The following is a 16,478-nucleotide window of genomic DNA, read 5'->3' as shown; positions in this document are numbered from 1 at the left end:
GCCCGGCGGCGGTTTCGTTTTCGCGTGTGATGGCAGGGATCATGGAAATGGAAGTCAACGAAGCAAAACAGACCGCGCCGGTTCAGGCACACGCCATGCGTGGCGCACCGGTCGCGCTGGGCGTCGAGGCGGCGCTCGCGAATACGAAGCTGTTCCCGTACTGGCTCGACAACCCGGCCGCGCCGGCAACCGAGCCGGAACTCGTCGGCGACGTGACGGCCGACCTGCTGATCGTCGGCGGCGGCTTCACCGGGCTGTGGTCGGCCGTGCAGGCGAAGGAACAGATGCCGCACCTGAACGTGGTGCTGATCGAGGCCGGCAAGGTCGCGCACGGCGCATCGGGGCGCGCGGGCGGGATCATCTCGACGTCGGTGATGCACGGGCTGCCGAACGCGGTGCGCGTGTTCCCGAACGACATCGCGCAACTCGAGGAATTCGGCCATCACAACCTCGACGGGTTCGAGGAGACGCTGAAGCGCTACGACATCGACGCCGACATCGAATGGAACGGCGAGATGACGGTGGCGGTCGATCCGGAGCACCTCGCGCACCTGAAGGGCGATTACGACCTGCATCGCGAGTACGGCCACAACGTCGTGCTGCTGAACCGCGACGAAACGCTCGAACAACTGAACTCGCCGCTGTTCGCGGGCGCGCTGTGGTCGCGCAACCGCAGCGGCATCGTGCATCCGGCGAAACTCGCGTGGGGGCTCAAGCGCGCGGCGCTGTCGCTCGGTGTGAAGCTGTACGAGCACACGCCGCTCACGACCGTGACCGACGAAGGCAGCACGGTGTTCGTGAAGACGCCGAAGGGCAGCGTGCGGGCCCCGCGCGTCGTGTTCGGCAGCGGCACCGCGAAAGTCGGGATTCCGGACATCAACCGCCGCGTGATGCAGGTGCGCGACCACGTGCTCGCGACCGAGCCGCTGACCGACGAGCAACTCGCGCGGATCGGCTGGAAGAGCCGCCAGGGCGTGTACGACACGCGCACGCAGCTCAACTATTTCCGCCTGACGAAGAACAACAACATCATCTTCGGCGGCCTCGTCAGCTATCACTTCGACGGCGACCCGGAACCGCACCAGGACGGTCAGCGCGACACGTACTACCGGCTCGCGGAGGCGTTCTACCGCACCTTCCCGCAACTGAGCGACGTGCACTTCTCGCACGCGTGGGGCGGCCCGATCGACTACTGCTCGCGCGGCTCGGTGTTCGCGAAGCGCTATCTCGGCGACAAGGCCGTGTTCGTCGCCGGTTATACGGGCTTCGGCGTCGCGGCGAGCCGGTTCGGCGCGTTCATGGGGCTGAACATCCTGTTCGATCGCGACAGCCCCGAACGCAAGCTCGACATCGCGAACCAGAGCCCGAGCTACATCCCGCCCGAGCCGATGCGCTGGGTCGCCGCGAAGATCACGTTCCATGCGTTCGACGGCGCGGACGCCGAAGGCGGCTGGAAGCGCGCGTGGATCAGCGGCCTCAAGGCGATGGGCTTCCCGATGTAAACGACGCGGCGGCTCGCAACCGGGCCGCCGCCATACCAAACTCCCATGAGGAGACGGTCCGCGCAGCGGACACGGAGAGAGACACCTGATGAACGTAGTGAACCTGCAGGATGAAGCGCGACAGGAAAACGCGCTGTTCGTCGTCGTGATGCTGCTGCTCGGCATACTCGGGCCGACGGTATTTCTCGGCCTGCCCGCGATCGTCGGGCAGGTCGAACGCCATTGGGGCTTCGGCGAAGCGGCGCTCGGGCTGTCGAGCTTCATCGAGGTGCTCGGCGAATCGACGGGCACGCTGCTCGTCGCGTTCGTGCTCGGCCGCCAGCCGGTCAGGCTCGTGCTCGCGGGCGCGGTGACGCTCGCGGCCGGCGCGAACCTCGGCACGCTCGCGACGCACGGGCTCGTCGCGTATTCGGCGCTGCAGTTCATCGCGGGTGTCGGCTCGGGCGGGCTGAACGGCATCGCGCTGCGCTACCTGTCGTACTCGCGCGCGCCGGAACGCAATCTCGGCGTGATGCTGATGGGGCAGGTGATGTGGAGCATGGTGCTGCTCGCCACCATCTTCCCGATGCTGAGCGGCGCATGGGGCGCGCACGGCGTGTTCGGTTTCGTCGCGTGCGTGCTCGGCATGTTCGTGCTCGCGACGCCGCTGTTTCGCCGCGGCGAGACGCTGGCCGCACCGACGCCGGCCGGCGTTGCCGGCAGCATCGACCGCAGGGGCGCCATGCTCGTGCTGTGCGCGCAGCTCGCGCTGTACGGCGGCGTCGGCGTGGTGTGGACCTTCCTCGAGAAGATCGGCACCGATGCGGGGCTGAGCGGCAAGTCGGTGTCGCTCGTGCTCGGCATCGCGAACGTCGCGAGCCTCGTGATCTGCGCGGCGATGCCGAAGCTCGGCGCCGGTGCGGGCCTGCGCCGCTGGACGCTCGTGAACCTCGGCGGTTGCGCGGTCGCGGCCGTGCTGCTCGCGATGCCGGCGTCGGTCCCGACGTTCACGCTCGGCGCGATCGTCTTCATCGGCTGCTGGACGGGCGGCGCGCTGCTGATCTACGCGACGATTCCGCAGTACGACCTGATCGGCAAGTCGGCCGCGCTGTCGCCGGGCTGTGTCGCGCTCGGTTATGGCGTCGGCTCGGTCGCGGGCGGCTCGCTGATCGAGAGCGCGGGCACGCAGTCGGCGCTTTTCGCGGCGATCGTGCTGTGCGCGGTGGCGTTCCTCTGCTACGGGCGGCTGCGGCCTGCCGTGTTCGGCATGGAACGCGCGCTCTCGGCGGCATCGGAGTGACGGAGGCGACGCGCGCCGCTGCCGATGGCGGCGCGCGTCCGGTTCGATTCATCGGCGAAGGCGGCTTCAGCATGTTTTCGAATACCACCGATCTCGATCTCCGGCTCATCCGGGTCTTTCTCGCCGTCGTCGACGCACGCGGCATCACGGCCGCCGAGGCGTCGCTCGGCGTGCGGCAGTCGACCATCAGCACGCAGCTGTCGGCACTCGAGGCGCGCGTCGGCTTCAAGCTGTGCGATCGCGGGCGCGGCGGCTTTCGCCTGACGTCGAAGGGCGAACGCTTCGCGGCGACCGCGCGCACGCTCGTCGCGGCAACCTCCGAATTCGTCGCGCGCGTGCGCGACATCGACCGCAAGCTGGTCGGCACGCTGTCGATCGGCCTGATCGGCCAGGCACCGCTCGTCGAGAATGCACGCGTGGCCGACGCGATCGGCGCATTCCGCAAGCGCGACCAGGCCGTCACGTTCTCGATGAAGGTTGCGTCGCCGCAGGAGCTCGAGGAAAGCCTCGTCAACAACCAGCTCGATCTCGCGATCGGCTATTTCTGGCATCGCGTGCCCGGCTTGCTCTACACGCCGCTCTTCACCGAGCAGCAGGTGATCTACTGCGGGCGCGGGCATCCGCTGTTCCATGCGTCGCGGCCCGTGACGGCGGACGACCTGCAGCTTCACGACTGGGTATGGCGCACCTATCCGGTGCCGGAGGAGCAGTATCCGCTGCCCGAGCGGCGCGTGACCGCGAGCGCGGACAGCATCGAGGCCGCGACGATCCTGATCCTGTCGGGCGGCCATCTCGGCTACCTGCCCGCGCATTACGCGGAGCCGTTCGAGCAGCGCGGGCTCGTCAAGGCCGTCGGCCGCGCGACGTTCAGCTTCGACGTGCCGCTGCATCTCGCGATGAAGCGCAGCACGAGCGACAAGCCGATCGTCGACGCGTTCTGCGAGGACCTGCTGCGCGCGTTCAACATCAAGGCGGCCGCGCTGGCCGCGTAGCGCATCGCCCGCGTGTTCAGCAGTCGACCAGCACCCAGTCGAACAGCTCGCGGCGCGTGCGCACGCCGAGCTTCGCGAATGCGCGCTTCACGTACGACTCGGCCGTCGACAGCTTCACGTCGAGCTGCTGCGCGGCCTCGGGCACCGAGCGCCCGCATAGCATCAACCGGCAGATCTCGTGCTCGCGGCGCGACAGCTGCACGTCCTGCCGTTCGAGGCGCGCATCGAAACCGGCCTGCCCGGCATGCGACAGCGCGTTCGGCGCTGCCGACGCGACCCGCCGTGCGGCGTACGTGCGCGCATGCAGCTCGAACATCGGAAACAGCAGGTCGACCATCTGCCGGAAGTGGAACAGCTCGTCCGTCGTGAACGCGGCCTGCCCGCCGGCGCGCGCGAGCCCGAGCGCGTACTGCACGTGCGCGTTGCCGTGCACCAGCACGCATTCCTGCGCGATGCCCGGTTCGTCGAAGATCCGGCGGCGGAACTCGCCGTTCGCGAGCCCGTCGATGTGGCGCTGCACGAGCAGCGTGCCGGCCTTGCCGCGCAGCGGCGCGAACAGCGGATCGACGTGGCAGTAGTCATGGTAGTAGAGGTCCATCACGCGCAGCGTATCGGCCGCGCGGCGCACGCTGCCGCTGCCGAGCCATTCGACCACGTGGCCCGACGCGCTGCCCGTGTCGGTGCGCCAGCGTTCGAGATGCACGGCGTCGGCCGCGATGCTGTCGTTGACGAACGCCGTGACCGCGCCGATGAAGTCCGGCGTGCCGACCGCGCGGATCGCCGCGCCGAGCGTGTCGGGACGCACGCCGACCAGGTAGTGGCCGTGCGCGGCGGGGTCGGGATGAAGAAGTCGCATGATCGGGCGGGGGCGGGCGGGTGACAGCGCGACGTTACGCGAAGCCCGCGCGCGCGTCTGCCGGGAATTCACCGGATAAATGCGTCGATTTCGCGGGCTGTCCTCACATTGATGACACGGCGTGCGCGCGGCACGCCGGAATTCGCGAAAGCCCCGGCGTCGGGGGGGCAGACCCGTGCGTATCGTCTGTCTATAGTGAAAGCGCTTCGAAACCTACAAAGGACAGGCAATGCAGATTCAACCGACGCATGCCGCCGCGACGCCGGCGGATTTCGTTCTGATCCAGTGTGCGACAAGCGCAGTCGTTCAGGGTGGGGAGGAATAGCGAGGACGACGTAGTCGTCCATGCCGGATATCGCTGCCATCGCACATCGACCACGAGTACGATTGGATCATGCAACGATTTCAAGCCTACAAGTTCGAGCTACGCCCCGACGGCCAGCAAGAGCGGCAAATGCGCCGCTTCGCAGGCTCGTGCCGGTTCGTCTTCAACAAGGCGCTGGCGTTGCAGAAGGAACGTCACGCACAGGGCGAGAAGAAGCTCGGCTATGCCGGACTATGCAAGCTGCTGACCGAATGGCGCAACAGCACGGAAACCGCGTGGCTGGCCGACGCTCCGGTTCATCCGCTGCAACAGTCTCTCAAGGATTTGGAGCGGGCCTACGCCAGCATCTTCGCGAAGCGCACCGACTTCCCGCGCTTCAAGAAAAAAGGCCGGAGCGACAGCTTTCGCTATCCAGACCCGAAGCAGGTCAAGCTCGATCAGACCAATAGCCGCGTGTTCCTGCCCAAGCTCGGCTGGCTGCGTTATCGCAACAGCCGGGAAGCGCTGGGCACGGTGAAGAACGTCACCGTGAGCCAGTCGTGTGGCAAGTGGTATGTGTCGATTCAGACCGAGCGCGAAGTCGAGCAGCCGATTCCACAGGGCAACGCCATTGGTATCGATATGGGTGTAGTGCGTCTCGCCACGCTCTCGGATGGTACGTTCTACGCGCCGCTTAACAGCTTCAAGCGGCACGAAGCCGCGCTGCGCCGTGCGCAGCAGGCGATGAGCCGCAAGGTGAAGTTCAGCCGCAATTGGATGACGGCGAAAGCCCGTGTTCAGCGCATTCATTCCCGGATCGGTAACGCCCGCCGCGACTACCTGCACAAAGCCACGACCGCGATCAGCCAAAACCACGCGATGGTGTGTATCGAGGACTTGAAGGTGCGGAATATGTCCAGATCGGCGGCAGGCACTACCGAGAAGCCAGGCAGGCAGGTTCGGGTCAAGTCCGGCCTGAACAAGGCGATCCTCGATCAAGGCTGGTTCGAGTTCCGCCGCCAACTGGACTACAAGTTGGCGTGGCACGGCGGCTGGCTCGTTGCCGTGCCGCCGCGGAACACGAGCCGAACCTGTCCGTGTTGCGGTTATGTGTCGACGGGAAATCGACGAACCCAAGCCCGATTCGAGTGCATGGAATGCGGGTTCGCGGAAAACGCCGATGTGGTCGGCGCGATCAATGTTCTCAGGGCGGGGCACGCCCGTTGCGCCTGTGAAGTGAGCGGTGCAGTCATGCCGCCAGCAGCAGGAACCCATCGAAGTGACTCAGGGGCGGCACAATGCCACGCCTGAGCGCCGTAGAAATCCCTGGCCTTCAGGCCGGGGAGGATGTCAACAACGCGAAGGTCTATACCGTCGAACCGCACAAACCGCGGATGCAGGCTGTCACAGTGCGCGATAGCTGCATCACGACGTGGGCGACGATTTCGGCGGGGGCACGGGCGTGACGGCGTGCTGAGCCGGCACGAGCTGAAGGGGCCGCGGCAAAGGTTTAAAAAACGCTCCAATCCTGCGCCGATTGTGCGGCGTGTCCCCCTATTGGCAGGGCAGACCGGCCAATTTCCTCTGGCTACATTTTTCCGGACCGAAGCACACACCCGTTCATCGCGAACGGATCATGATATCGACGGAGGAAAACATGGCAGGGGACTGGAAACATCATCTGAAGACGGCATGCGCGGCGCTCGCGCTGGGCGGGTTCGCGTGGGGCGGCGCGCCGGTCGCGCACGCGGCGGACGTCGTCAACGTGTACAACTGGGGCAACTCGATCGGCAAGGCGACGATCGCGAACTTCGAGAAGGCGACCGGCATCAAGGTCGTCTACCAGGAGTTCGATTCGAACGAGACGCTGCAGGCGAAGCTGCTGTCGGGCACGTCGGGCTACGACGTCGTCGTGCCGTCCGACATCTTCTGGGCGCGGCAGCTGCAGGCCGGCATCTTCCGCAAGATCGACAAGAGCCAGGTGCCGAACTACGGGCTGCTCGATCCGGAAATCATGAAGGTGCTGTCGAAGGATGATCCGGGCAACCAGTTCGGCATTCCGTGGACGTGGGGCACGGATGGCCTCGGGATGAACGTCGAGAAGGTGAAGGCCGTGCTCGGCAACGACGCGCCGCTCGACAGCTGGGCGCTGCTGTTCGATCCGAAGTACGCGCAGAAGCTGAAGAGCTGCGGCGTGTCGGTGCTCGATTCGCCGGTCGACGCGTTCGGGATGGCGCTGGTCTACCTGAAGAAGGATGCGAACACGACGAACCCGGCCGACTACCAGGCCGCGTACGAGCTGCTGAAGTCGGTGCGGCCGTACATCACGCAGTTCAATTCGAGCAGCTACATCAACGATCTCGCGGGCGGCGACATCTGCCTCGCGCTCGGCTGGTCGGGCGACGTGAACTCCGCGCGCATCGCGGCCGTTTCCGCGAAGAAGTCGTATCACATCAAGTACGTGATCCCGATCGAGGGCAGCGCGATGTGGTTCGACATGATGGCGATCCCGAAGGATGCGCCGCATCCGGACGCCGCACACAAGTTCGTCAACTTCGTGCTGTCGGAGAAGGAGAGCGCGAACCTGACCAACGACACGTCGTATCCGTCGGCCGTGCCGTCGTCGAAGCACCTGGTGCGCACCGAGGTGACGAGCGATCCGGCCGTGTTCCCGCCGGCCGACGTGATCCGCAAGCTGAGCCTCAGCAAGCCGATCCCGCCTGAGCTGATGCGTCTGCAGAACCGTCTCTGGACGAAGCTGAAGACCGAGTAAGCCGGCCGCAGCCCCCACCACTCCCGCATCCCTTTCGCGCGCCCCGCCGCCCACCGCGGCGGGCGGGGGCGCGCTCGTCCCGACGACACCCACCCCATGAAAATCAAACACATGACGGCGCTGTGCCTGCTCGCGTTCGAAGCGGCTTCGGCATTCGCACACACGCCGCAGGCAACCGACGCGAGCAAGATGAAGGCGCTGCAGGCGCAGGTCACCGCGCTGCAGCAGCAGGTGAACGAGCTGCGCGCGAGCATGATGGCCGCACAGACACCCGGCGCCGCAACCGCTACCGCATCGGGCGGCGCGAAGATCGGCTCGGTCAACACGGCGGCGGCGGCCGCGCCGGCAGCCGATTCGACACCCGCGTTCACGAACGACGACCTGCAGCAGATGCGCGAGCAGATCTCGAACGCGTCGCTGAAGGTCGACTCGCTGCAGGAAGCCGCGACGACCGGCCCGCTCGCGGGCCTGAGCATCACCGGTTATGTCGATCCCGTGTACCTGTTCAACCGTGCGCAGCGCACGTCCGGCTTCCAGTTCCTGAACCACGATCCAGGCGCGTACGACTACTTCAACAGCACGATCGGCGACGTCTACCTCGACATCAAGAAGACCTTCGGCGTCGGCCCGATGGCGCCGTCGGCGGAGATCGTGATCCAGCCGAACCGCGGTTTCGGCAACGTGTTCAGCAATGCGCACGGTGGGGTCGGCAACAACATCATCACGCAGGCGCAGGTCAACGTGCCGCTCAGCACGACGCGCACCTTCGAGGTCGGGATGATGCCGAGCCTCGCGGGCTACGAGGTGCAGCCGTCGAACCAGATGCTGACGCTCACGCACGGGCTGCTGTACGACTTCAGCGAGCCGGGCAACCTGATCGGCGTCGGGCTGAAGGGCTCCAACGCGGCGATGACGCGCTTCTGGCAGGTGGTGATCGGCAACGAGGTGCTGCGCACGGCCGGCGCGATCGCGAACGCGGCGAACAACACGACGAAGACCAACTGGACGCCGACCATCACCGCGCGCTTCGACAACGCGACGTCGACCGCATACGACTTCGGGATCTCCGCGATGCTCGGCCGGCAGTCGCTGTTCTCGCCGTGCGCGGTCGCGGGCGGCTACGGTTACCAGTGCAACGGATCGTCGCCGACCGGCCTCTACAAGTACGTGGAAGCCGACATGACCTATACGCACGACAAGACCCAGGTCAACGCGCAGGTCGACTACGGCGAGCTGCAGAAGGGCGCATGGAACGGCGGCACCGCGCGCTGGTACGGGATGTCGCTGCTTGGCCATACGAAATGGACGACGTCGTGGGTCGGCCGCATGGGCGCAACGCTGCGCTTCGACTACCTGAACAACACGTCGAACGGCGGCGGCGGCACGAACATCCAGTACGGGCTCGCGGGCGGCAACCCGTCGGTGAACGGGTCGAGCGGCTTCGGCATCGATCCGGCGTGCTTCCAGGGCTCGTCGACGAACGGCACCGAGTGCAAGGGCGCGCAGCGCTACGCGATCACGGCCGACCTGTTGTTCTATCCGACGCAGCAGATCACCGTGAAGGTCGAATACCGCCACGACGCGGCGAACCATCCGGTGTTCCTGAAGAGCAACGGCACGTACTCGCGCAGCAACGACCTGGCCGGGATGCAGTTCATCTACTCGTTCTGACCGGCGCGTGCCGTCCGATTCGCGACGCAACGCAATCACGTTCCGGGCCGAGCGGGCCCGGACCTCATTCGACACAGGAGATTTGATCTTGAAGCTGCATACCTTCGTGACCGACCTCACCGATCCGCGCGCGCGAGGCCGCCTGATCGGCGAACGCTTCACGCCCGAGATCCGCGAGACGGTCGCGCGCTATCTCGCGTTCTTCCCGAAGCTCGGCATCGATTCGCAGCGCGCGCGGGAGATCGGCGAGGCGAGTCTGGCCGCGCTCGGCGCATGGTGCCCGCGCCTCGCCGCCGAAGTCGAGGCGATCGCCGACGGTGTCGACCTGCCACGCTGGCAGCTCGCATGCCTGAACGCGCGCACCGAGATTCTCGCGACCGCCCCGGCGTCGGCCGAAGGCGAATGCTCGACGACCGTCTACGCGCCGGCCGGCCCGCATGCGCCGCGCACGCTGCAGACGTGGGACTGGCACGACAGCCTCGCGCCGCAGGGGCTGCTGATGCAGTTCGACACACCGCACGGCCGCACCGTCAAGCTGTTCTCCGAATTCGGGATGCTCGCGAAGCTCGGCGTGAACAGCGCGGGGCTCGGGCTGCACTTCAACATCCTGCATCACGCGAGCGACAACGACAGCGCCGGCGTGCCCGTGCATGCGATCGCGCGGCGCCTGCTCGAAGACGCGACGACGGTGCAGGAAGCGATCGACCTCGCGCGCACCGCGCGGGTGAGCGCGTCGACGGTGCTGACCGTGTTCACGCGGCACGACGCGAACCCGCGCGCGGCGAGCATCGAGTTGAGCCCGTCGGGCGTGGGGGTGGTCGTGCCGCGTCCGGACGGCTGGCTGCTGCATACGAACCATTTCCTCGACCGCGCGTTGAGCGGCGGCGAGTGCATGCCCGACAGCTCGACCACGCGCGAACGCTTCGCGCACCTGAACGATGTCGTGGCGGGCATGACGAGCGCCGAGGTGCGCGAGCGTGCGGCGGCGATGTGCGGCGCGGCCGGCGATCAGGCCGTGGTGTGTTTCCACCCGGATCGCTCGATGCCCGATACCGAGCGCTGGGAAACGCTGCTGACCGTCGGCATCGATACCGACGCGTGCGCGCTCGACTACGTGGCCGGCAATCCGCACGACCTCGCGCGCGACGGGGCGCTGCGGTTCTGATCCGCCGGGCGGCACGCGTGTGCCGCCCGTGCGGCGGTCACGCGTCGATGCGTTCGACCTTGCCGACGAGCAGCCCGTACGACAGGCTGCCCGCGAGCGCCATCGCGGCGATGTAGGTGATCGCGCGCGAGAAGTCCGCGCCGTTCACGAGCAGCCCGATCACGATCGGCGTCGCGATCGCGGACAGGTTGCCGATCAGGTTGAACACGCCGCCCGTGAGGCCGATCAGCCGCGCGGGCGCGAGCCCCGACACGAGCGACCACGTGATCGACGCGAAGCCGTTGCCGAAGAACGCGATCGTCATGAACGCGATCACCCAGCCCGTCGACGTCACGTAGTTCGCACCGATGATGCTGGTCGAGATCAGCAGTCCCGAGATGATCGGCAGCTTGCGCGCGAAGCCCTGCGATGCGCCGCGGCGCATCAGCCAGTCCGACAGCACGCCCGAGCACAGCACGCCGACGAACGCGGCGAGGAACGGCAGCGACGCGAGGAAGCCCGACTTGATGAAATCCATCCCGCGATACTTGACGAGATAGGTCGGGAACCACGTGAGGAAAAACCACAGCGTCGAGTTCAGCGCGAACTGGCCGAGGTAGATGCCCCACAGCTTGCGCCGGCCGAGCACGACGCCGAGGTCGCGCCAGGTCGACGGCGTGCGTTCGCTGCGCGCCGCGATGCGGTCTTCGAGATCGACGAGCCCGCCGCCGTCGCGGATCAGCGCGATCTCGGCCGCGTTGACGCCGCGAAACGCGCGCGGCTCGCGATACACCGCATACCAGATCGCGGCCCATGCGATGCCGGCGAGACCGGTCGCGACGAACACCATGTGCCAGCCGAGATGCACCTGCAGCCACGCCAGCACCGGCGTGAGGAACGCGAGGCCGACGAACTGGCCCGACGTGTAGCCGCCGATCGCGCTCGCGCGCTCGCGGGTCGGGAACCACGTCGTGACCACGCGGTTGTTGATCGGGTAGGCCGGCGCCTCGAGCGCGCCGACCGCGAGACGCAGCACGATCAGCCCGACGAACGAACCCGCGAAGCCGAGCAGCAGCGTGGCGGCCGACCACAGCGCCAGCGCACCCGCATACAGCACGCGCGGCGAGACCTTGTCGACGAGCCAGCCGCCCGGAATCTGCATCAGCGCATAGGTCCAGCCGAACGCGGAGAACACGAGGCCCGCGCGGACCGGATCGATGTTCAGTTCCTTGAACAGCGCCGGCGCGGCGATCGACAGGTTGCTGCGGTCGAGATAGTTGATCACGACCGTGACGAACAGCAGCGCGAGGATCAGCAGTCGCTTGCGGCTTGGTCGGGCGGCTGCGGTTGCGTGAGCGACGGATTCCGGCGAGATGTCCGCGCGCGCAAGCGGCGGCTCCGGCGGGTTGGCATGGGTGCGTGACGCGGATTGGGCCACGGTTGTCTCCTGTGTTCTATGCCCGGCCGGCGCCCGCGAGCGGGGCAGCCGAATCGAATGGCGTTGGGGCGAACGTTAGAGCCGTGGCGTGAAACGCGTCAACATTTGAACAGACATCCCTATTAATGGGAAGTTGGGCGTTCAGTATGTGGGAAAGCGCGGCGCAAGCGGCGCATCGGAGATCAGTCGGCCATCGCTTCCTTCGCACTGACCCAGCCCTGCACCGCGCCGGCGTGCGGATTGCGATACCGCACCTTCAGCCACTGGAAATCGTCGCTCGCGTCGATCAGTTCGAGCGTGTCGCCCGCGACGACATAGCGGCGCGTGGGCGCGTCGGTCATCGTGTCGTGCAGCGGCAGGCGCGCCGCGTGTACCTTGAACGTGACCGTGCCGCCGCCGTAGGCTTGCGGCCGGCGCGACACGCGCTTGCCGCGCGCGTCGTAGGTCAGCAGTATCGACGCCGGGCCGTTGTCGCCGTCGAGCAAGCCGCGCAGGTCGTCCGTGATCGCTTCGCTGGACTGGTACAGATACATCCTTCCGCTGGTGTCGAAGCGGTACGCATCGGTGTACCAGATCGGGCCGCCGCGGCACGAACTGTACAGCGTGCGTTCCTTCGGCTTCGCCACGACGTTGACCAGGTCGTCGCAATTGCCGTGCGGCATGTCGTTCGCGGGCATCTGCAGCGGCTCGAACTGCTGGCGCGCGGCGTCGTACAGGTAGATCCCGTAGCTTTCGTTGACCATGCCGAGCATCGCGTACACCGCGAGATCGCGGTGGCCGTCGAAGTTGTAGTCGTCCGATGCGAGGTGGTAGTGGCCTTCCTCGTCGGTGACGGTGACGTCGAGCGTCTGCGTTTTCCCGCTCGGCAGGAAGCGGACCGTGATGTGCGCTCCGTCGGCGCGCTCGACGCGGGCCGTGACGGTGTCGTCGACCTTGAACGTGAGCAGCGGCTTGGCCGCGTATGCGGCGGGGGCGAACGAAGCGCATGCCGCGAGCAGCAGCGCGGTAATGTGCGAAAACGGTCGGGGTTGCAGGGAGCGCGTCATGAGCGGGTGTCGGAGTGAACGGAGATGAGCGTGCTGGCGACCGGTCAGCCGCCCGCGCTGTCGTCGCGATAGCCGTTCTTGCCGACGAAGATCTCCTTCAGCGCGGCGCGCAGCGCGACCGGATCGTACTGGCCCGTTGCGAGATGGATGACGTAACGCGTCTGACCGTCGAGACGCGCCGCGATGCCCGGTTCGATCTCGACGTCGATCGTGTCGTCCGTCAGGCGTACCGACAGATCCTTGACGCGCCAGGTGATCTGGTCGCGCACCATCACTTCGATCAGCGCGTCGTCCGGAAAGCGCGACAGCGCGAAGCAATAGTCTTGCTCCGCGTCGTGACAGTAGATGTTGGCGAAGCTCTCGTCGTCGTCGAGGTCGGACGTGGCCGCGCCGACGGTAGCGTGAAGTTCCATGAGTGTTGTTCCTTCGAAATGGTTAGCGGGAGGCGTGCATCGTCGTTTCGATTGCAGCCGCGGCGTCGGGCATCGCATCGGCCCGCGCATCGCGCGCCTTCAGCCACAGCCCGAATTCGCGCATCACGTCGACCACCGGCCGCAGCCGGTCGCCGTCCGCGGTCAGATCGTACTCGACCCGCACCGGCACTTCCGGATAGACGGTCCGCCGCACGAGCCCGGCGTCTTCCAGCGCACGCAGGTCGAGCGTCAGCATGCGCTGCGAGATGCCCGGCATGTCGCGGCGCAGGTCGCTGAAGCGTCGCGGCCCGTCGAGCAGATACGACACCAGCAGCAGCCGCCAGCGGCCGCCGAGCAGGCGCATCGCTTCTTCAACGGAACATCCTGTCGCACTCGTTTTCATGCTGCTGAACCCTGGTCGGTAAATTTTTTGTGACTACGGCACAAACGACTGCCGTCTTCTCAGCCCTGCGTCGATGCGAGATATTAGCGCCCGCGTCGCGGCGAATCGATATACGGTCAACCTACGAAGGAAACGCATGAAGCTTTATCACGCTCCCGGCAGCTGTTCCCAGGCCATCCGCATCGTGCTGCGCGAAGGCGGCATCGACGCGGAGATCGTCAAGGTCGACGCGCGCAAGCATGTCGTCGAAGACGGCCGCGATTACTACGACGTGACCGAACTTGGCTACGTGCCGCTGCTCGAACTCGACGATGGCACGACGCTGCGCGAAGGGCCGGTGATCGCGCAGTATCTCGCGGATCTGCGCCCGGAAGCCGCGCTCGCGCCCGCGTACGGCACGCTCGCCCGTTACCGGCTGATGGAGTGGCTCAACTTCCTCGGCACCGAGATCCACAAGGGCTTCATCCCGCTGCTGTATGCGGTGCAGGCGGGGAAGTATGTGGAGCCGGCGCGGCAGAAGCTCGACAGCCGCTTCGCATGGATCGACCGTCAGCTCGACGGCAAGACGTTCCTGACGGGCGACACGTTCACGGTGGCCGATGCGTACCTGTTTGCGCTGACCGGCTGGGGCAAGGCCGACTGGATGCGCTCGGTGTACAACGCGGATATCGACCTGAGCCGGCATGCGCATCTGCGCGCGTGGTACGAACGGGTCCGCGCGCGGCCGGCCGTGCAGCACGTGCTGGAGGCGGACGGCCTGCTGCGGTAGCGTGCGGCGACGGTCGCGGATACGGTGCGTCATCCCGCCGCACCGCGACCGTTTCGGCATATCGACGTGCCGCCACGCCGCAAAATGCCGCGCTATAATCGCCGCCATGCGATTGCTTCGGACCTTCATCCTGCTGCTGCTTTGCGCGGTGCTGCCCATCAGTGGGCTGGCAGCCAGCGGCCTGACCGGTGAATGTCCGATGCAGTACACGATGTCGATGGACGCGGACATGGGCATGACGATGTCCGCCGACATGAGCGATTGCGATTCGATGAAGTCGCCATCCGCCGGCCACGCGCAAGCGAAGGCCAAAGCCAAGGGCGTGGCCTGCAAGGTGACGGCCCAATGCCAGTTCGGCAGTCTCTATCACCCGGCCGCCCGCGCCGACGTCAGCCGTCCCGCTGCATTCGCCAGCACGATCGTCTTCCACTACACGCAGTCCGTCCCGGTCCGCGACCCGAGCGGGTTGTGGCGCCCTCCACGCATTAGCTGATCCCGATCCGACCGGTTCACCGCCCACGCGGTGAGGTTCGTCCTGTGCTCAGGACGTGGAATCCCTTTGGGTTCCGACGTTGGGGTTAAACCATGTCATTCGATTTCTGCACGCCGCGCACGCGGCGTGCGTGTCGGCGCGCGCCCGTGCTGTGGGCCGCGCTGCTGGTGGCGGGCGCCGTGCACGCGCAACAGGCGCCATTCACGCTGGACGCCGCGCTGCAGTCCGCCACCGATCATTCCGCTTCGATGCAGGCCGCGCAGGCTTCGGTCCACGCGAGTTCCGAAGCGGCCGTCAAGGCCGGCCAGTTGCCGGACCCGATGCTCAAGGCCGGCATCGACAACCTGCCGGTCAACGGCGGGCAGCGCTTCACCGTCGGCCAGGACTTCATGACGATGCGCCGCATCGGCATCGAGCAGGAGTGGGTATCCGGCGATAAACGGCGGCTGCGCTCGGCGCTGGCCGACGAGCAGGTCGGCCGTGAGCGCGCGGGCTATCTCCAGCAGCTTGCCGCCGTGCGCCGGCAGACCGCGACGGCGTGGCTCGATGCCGTCTATGCGAAGCAGGCGCTCGCGCTTCAGCAAGCGCTGCTCGCTCACATGAACCATGAACTCGACGCGACGCAGGCGTCGTATCGCGGCGCGAAGGCGAGCGCGGGCGATGTCGTGCAAGCCCGCGCGATGCTCGCGCAAACGCAGGATCAGGTGCTCAAGGCGCAGCAGACGGTTCGCACGGCGCTCATCGCGCTCGCCCGCTGGACGGCCACGCCGGTGGCGGACGTGACGGGCGCGCCGCCCGCGCCTGAATCCTTCGTGTCGTCGTTGCCGCCGGACGAATTGCGCCTGTCGCAACCGGCGCTCGTCGCGGCCGCGGACGACATCGCGGTTGCCGAAGCCGACACCGCGGTCGCGAACAGCGAGCGCAGCCCGAACTGGACATGGGAGATCGCGTACCAGCAGCGCGGCGGCGCGTACTCGAACATGGTGTCCGTCGGCGTCTCGATCCCGTTGCCGCTCAACCGCAAGAACCGCCAGAACCGCGACGTCGCCGAGAAGGCCGCGCTCGCGACCAAGGCGCGCCTGATGTACGAGGACGCGTTGCGCCAGGTGCAGGCCGATATCCGTACGCAGTCCGAGACGCTGGCGAGCGGCCGCGAACGCATCGCGAACCTGGGTGCATCGCTGCTGCCCGCCGCCGATCAGCGCGTGCAGCTTGCCAACGCCGCATACCGGGCCGGCACGGGTTCGCTTGCCGACACGTTCGCCGCGCGGCGCGCGCAACTGGAAGCGCAGTTGCAGGTGCTCGATCTCAGGCGCGACGTGTCGCAGACCTGGGCGCAGCTCGAATATCAGGTCGTGCCGGCAACGCTGGCCGCCGCGCAGTGAAGGAGAACCA

15 protein-coding genes are annotated in these 16,478 nt (G+C 66.9%); 10 read left to right on the top strand and 5 right to left on the bottom strand.

Features of this window, described 5'->3' with window-relative positions; translation table 11 throughout:
• Window positions 1-41 precede the first annotated feature (41 nt).
• The 3 genes from ACN22W_RS28295 (at window position 42) to ACN22W_RS28285 (ending at window position 3,773) form a co-directional block, all read left to right on the top strand.
• A complete protein-coding gene (locus tag ACN22W_RS28295; RefSeq protein WP_419687999.1) occupies window positions 42-1,502 on the top strand; it encodes an NAD(P)/FAD-dependent oxidoreductase in 1,461 nt (486 codons plus the stop codon).
• Window positions 1,503-1,590: 88 nt separating this feature from the next.
• Complete coding sequence (locus ACN22W_RS28290) at window positions 1,591-2,781, top strand: MFS transporter (RefSeq protein ID WP_419687998.1); 1,191 nt, start codon at window positions 1,591-1,593, stop codon at window positions 2,779-2,781.
• Between the two features lie 71 nt (window positions 2,782-2,852).
• Entirely contained in the window at window positions 2,853-3,773 is a 921-nt protein-coding gene (locus tag ACN22W_RS28285) for a LysR family transcriptional regulator (protein ID WP_129516419.1), read from the top strand.
• Window positions 3,774-3,789: 16 nt separating this feature from the next.
• On the opposite strand, the gene ACN22W_RS28280 is transcribed toward ACN22W_RS28285, so the two are convergent.
• Window positions 3,790-4,629: a helix-turn-helix transcriptional regulator gene (locus ACN22W_RS28280; RefSeq protein WP_419687997.1), complete on the bottom strand. Its 840-nt coding sequence runs from the start codon at window positions 4,627-4,629 to the stop codon at window positions 3,790-3,792.
• Window positions 4,630-5,023: 394 nt separating this feature from the next.
• On the opposite strand from ACN22W_RS28280, the gene ACN22W_RS28275 reads away from it, so the two are divergent.
• From ACN22W_RS28275 to ACN22W_RS28260, 4 genes are all read left to right on the top strand, one after another.
• Window positions 5,024-6,244: an RNA-guided endonuclease InsQ/TnpB family protein gene (locus ACN22W_RS28275; RefSeq protein WP_419687996.1), complete on the top strand. Its 1,221-nt coding sequence runs from the start codon at window positions 5,024-5,026 to the stop codon at window positions 6,242-6,244.
• 346 nt (window positions 6,245-6,590) lie between these two features.
• Window positions 6,591-7,706: a polyamine ABC transporter substrate-binding protein gene (locus ACN22W_RS28270; RefSeq protein ID WP_419687995.1), complete on the top strand. Its 1,116-nt coding sequence runs from the start codon at window positions 6,591-6,593 to the stop codon at window positions 7,704-7,706.
• Window positions 7,707-7,802: 96 nt separating this feature from the next.
• Window positions 7,803-9,377 carry a DUF3138 family protein gene (locus ACN22W_RS28265; protein ID WP_412025375.1) on the top strand — a complete coding sequence of 525 codons (1,575 nt, stop codon included), beginning with the start codon at window positions 7,803-7,805 and terminating at the stop codon, window positions 9,375-9,377.
• 88 nt (window positions 9,378-9,465) lie between these two features.
• Window positions 9,466-10,542, top strand: a complete 1,077-nt coding sequence (locus ACN22W_RS28260) for a C45 family autoproteolytic acyltransferase/hydolase (protein WP_419687994.1) — start codon at window positions 9,466-9,468, stop codon at window positions 10,540-10,542.
• 37 nt (window positions 10,543-10,579) lie between these two features.
• Here the strand turns inward: ACN22W_RS28260 and ACN22W_RS28255 are convergent, their stop codons facing one another.
• From ACN22W_RS28255 to ACN22W_RS28240, 4 genes are all read right to left on the bottom strand, one after another.
• On the bottom strand, window positions 10,580-11,959 hold the full coding sequence (locus tag ACN22W_RS28255; protein WP_419687993.1) for an MFS transporter: 1,380 nt from the start codon (window positions 11,957-11,959) through the stop codon (window positions 10,580-10,582).
• 182 nt (window positions 11,960-12,141) lie between these two features.
• Window positions 12,142-13,005: an XAC2610-related protein gene (locus ACN22W_RS28250; protein WP_419687992.1), complete on the bottom strand. Its 864-nt coding sequence runs from the start codon at window positions 13,003-13,005 to the stop codon at window positions 12,142-12,144.
• A 44-nt stretch (window positions 13,006-13,049) separates the two neighbouring features.
• Window positions 13,050-13,418: a hypothetical protein gene (locus tag ACN22W_RS28245; RefSeq protein ID WP_419687991.1), complete on the bottom strand. Its 369-nt coding sequence runs from the start codon at window positions 13,416-13,418 to the stop codon at window positions 13,050-13,052.
• A gap of 22 nt (window positions 13,419-13,440) precedes the next feature.
• A complete protein-coding gene (locus ACN22W_RS28240; protein WP_129516434.1) occupies window positions 13,441-13,821 on the bottom strand; it encodes a winged helix-turn-helix transcriptional regulator in 381 nt (126 codons plus the stop codon).
• Window positions 13,822-13,957: 136 nt separating this feature from the next.
• Between ACN22W_RS28240 and gstA the strand changes: the two genes are divergently transcribed.
• The 3 genes from gstA to ACN22W_RS28225 all read left to right on the top strand — a co-directional run bounded on the left by gstA (window position 13,958) and on the right by ACN22W_RS28225 (window position 16,468).
• The gene (gene gstA, locus ACN22W_RS28235; protein WP_419687990.1) at window positions 13,958-14,590 is read left to right on the top strand and encodes a glutathione transferase GstA; all 633 of its coding nucleotides are present in this window, start codon (window positions 13,958-13,960) and stop codon (window positions 14,588-14,590) included.
• Between the two features lie 106 nt (window positions 14,591-14,696).
• Window positions 14,697-15,083: a hypothetical protein gene (locus ACN22W_RS28230; RefSeq protein WP_419687989.1), complete on the top strand. Its 387-nt coding sequence runs from the start codon at window positions 14,697-14,699 to the stop codon at window positions 15,081-15,083.
• A 92-nt stretch (window positions 15,084-15,175) separates the two neighbouring features.
• On the top strand, window positions 15,176-16,468 hold the full coding sequence (locus ACN22W_RS28225) for a TolC family protein (RefSeq protein WP_419687988.1): 1,293 nt from the start codon (window positions 15,176-15,178) through the stop codon (window positions 16,466-16,468).
• Window positions 16,469-16,478 lie beyond the last annotated feature (10 nt).

Source organism: Burkholderia theae (assembly GCF_048565265.1).
GTDB classification, from domain to species: domain Bacteria; phylum Pseudomonadota; class Gammaproteobacteria; order Burkholderiales; family Burkholderiaceae; genus Burkholderia; species Burkholderia theae.
Note: the sequence above shows the minus strand (reverse complement) of the source record. Positions and strands in the feature narration are given on the sequence as shown.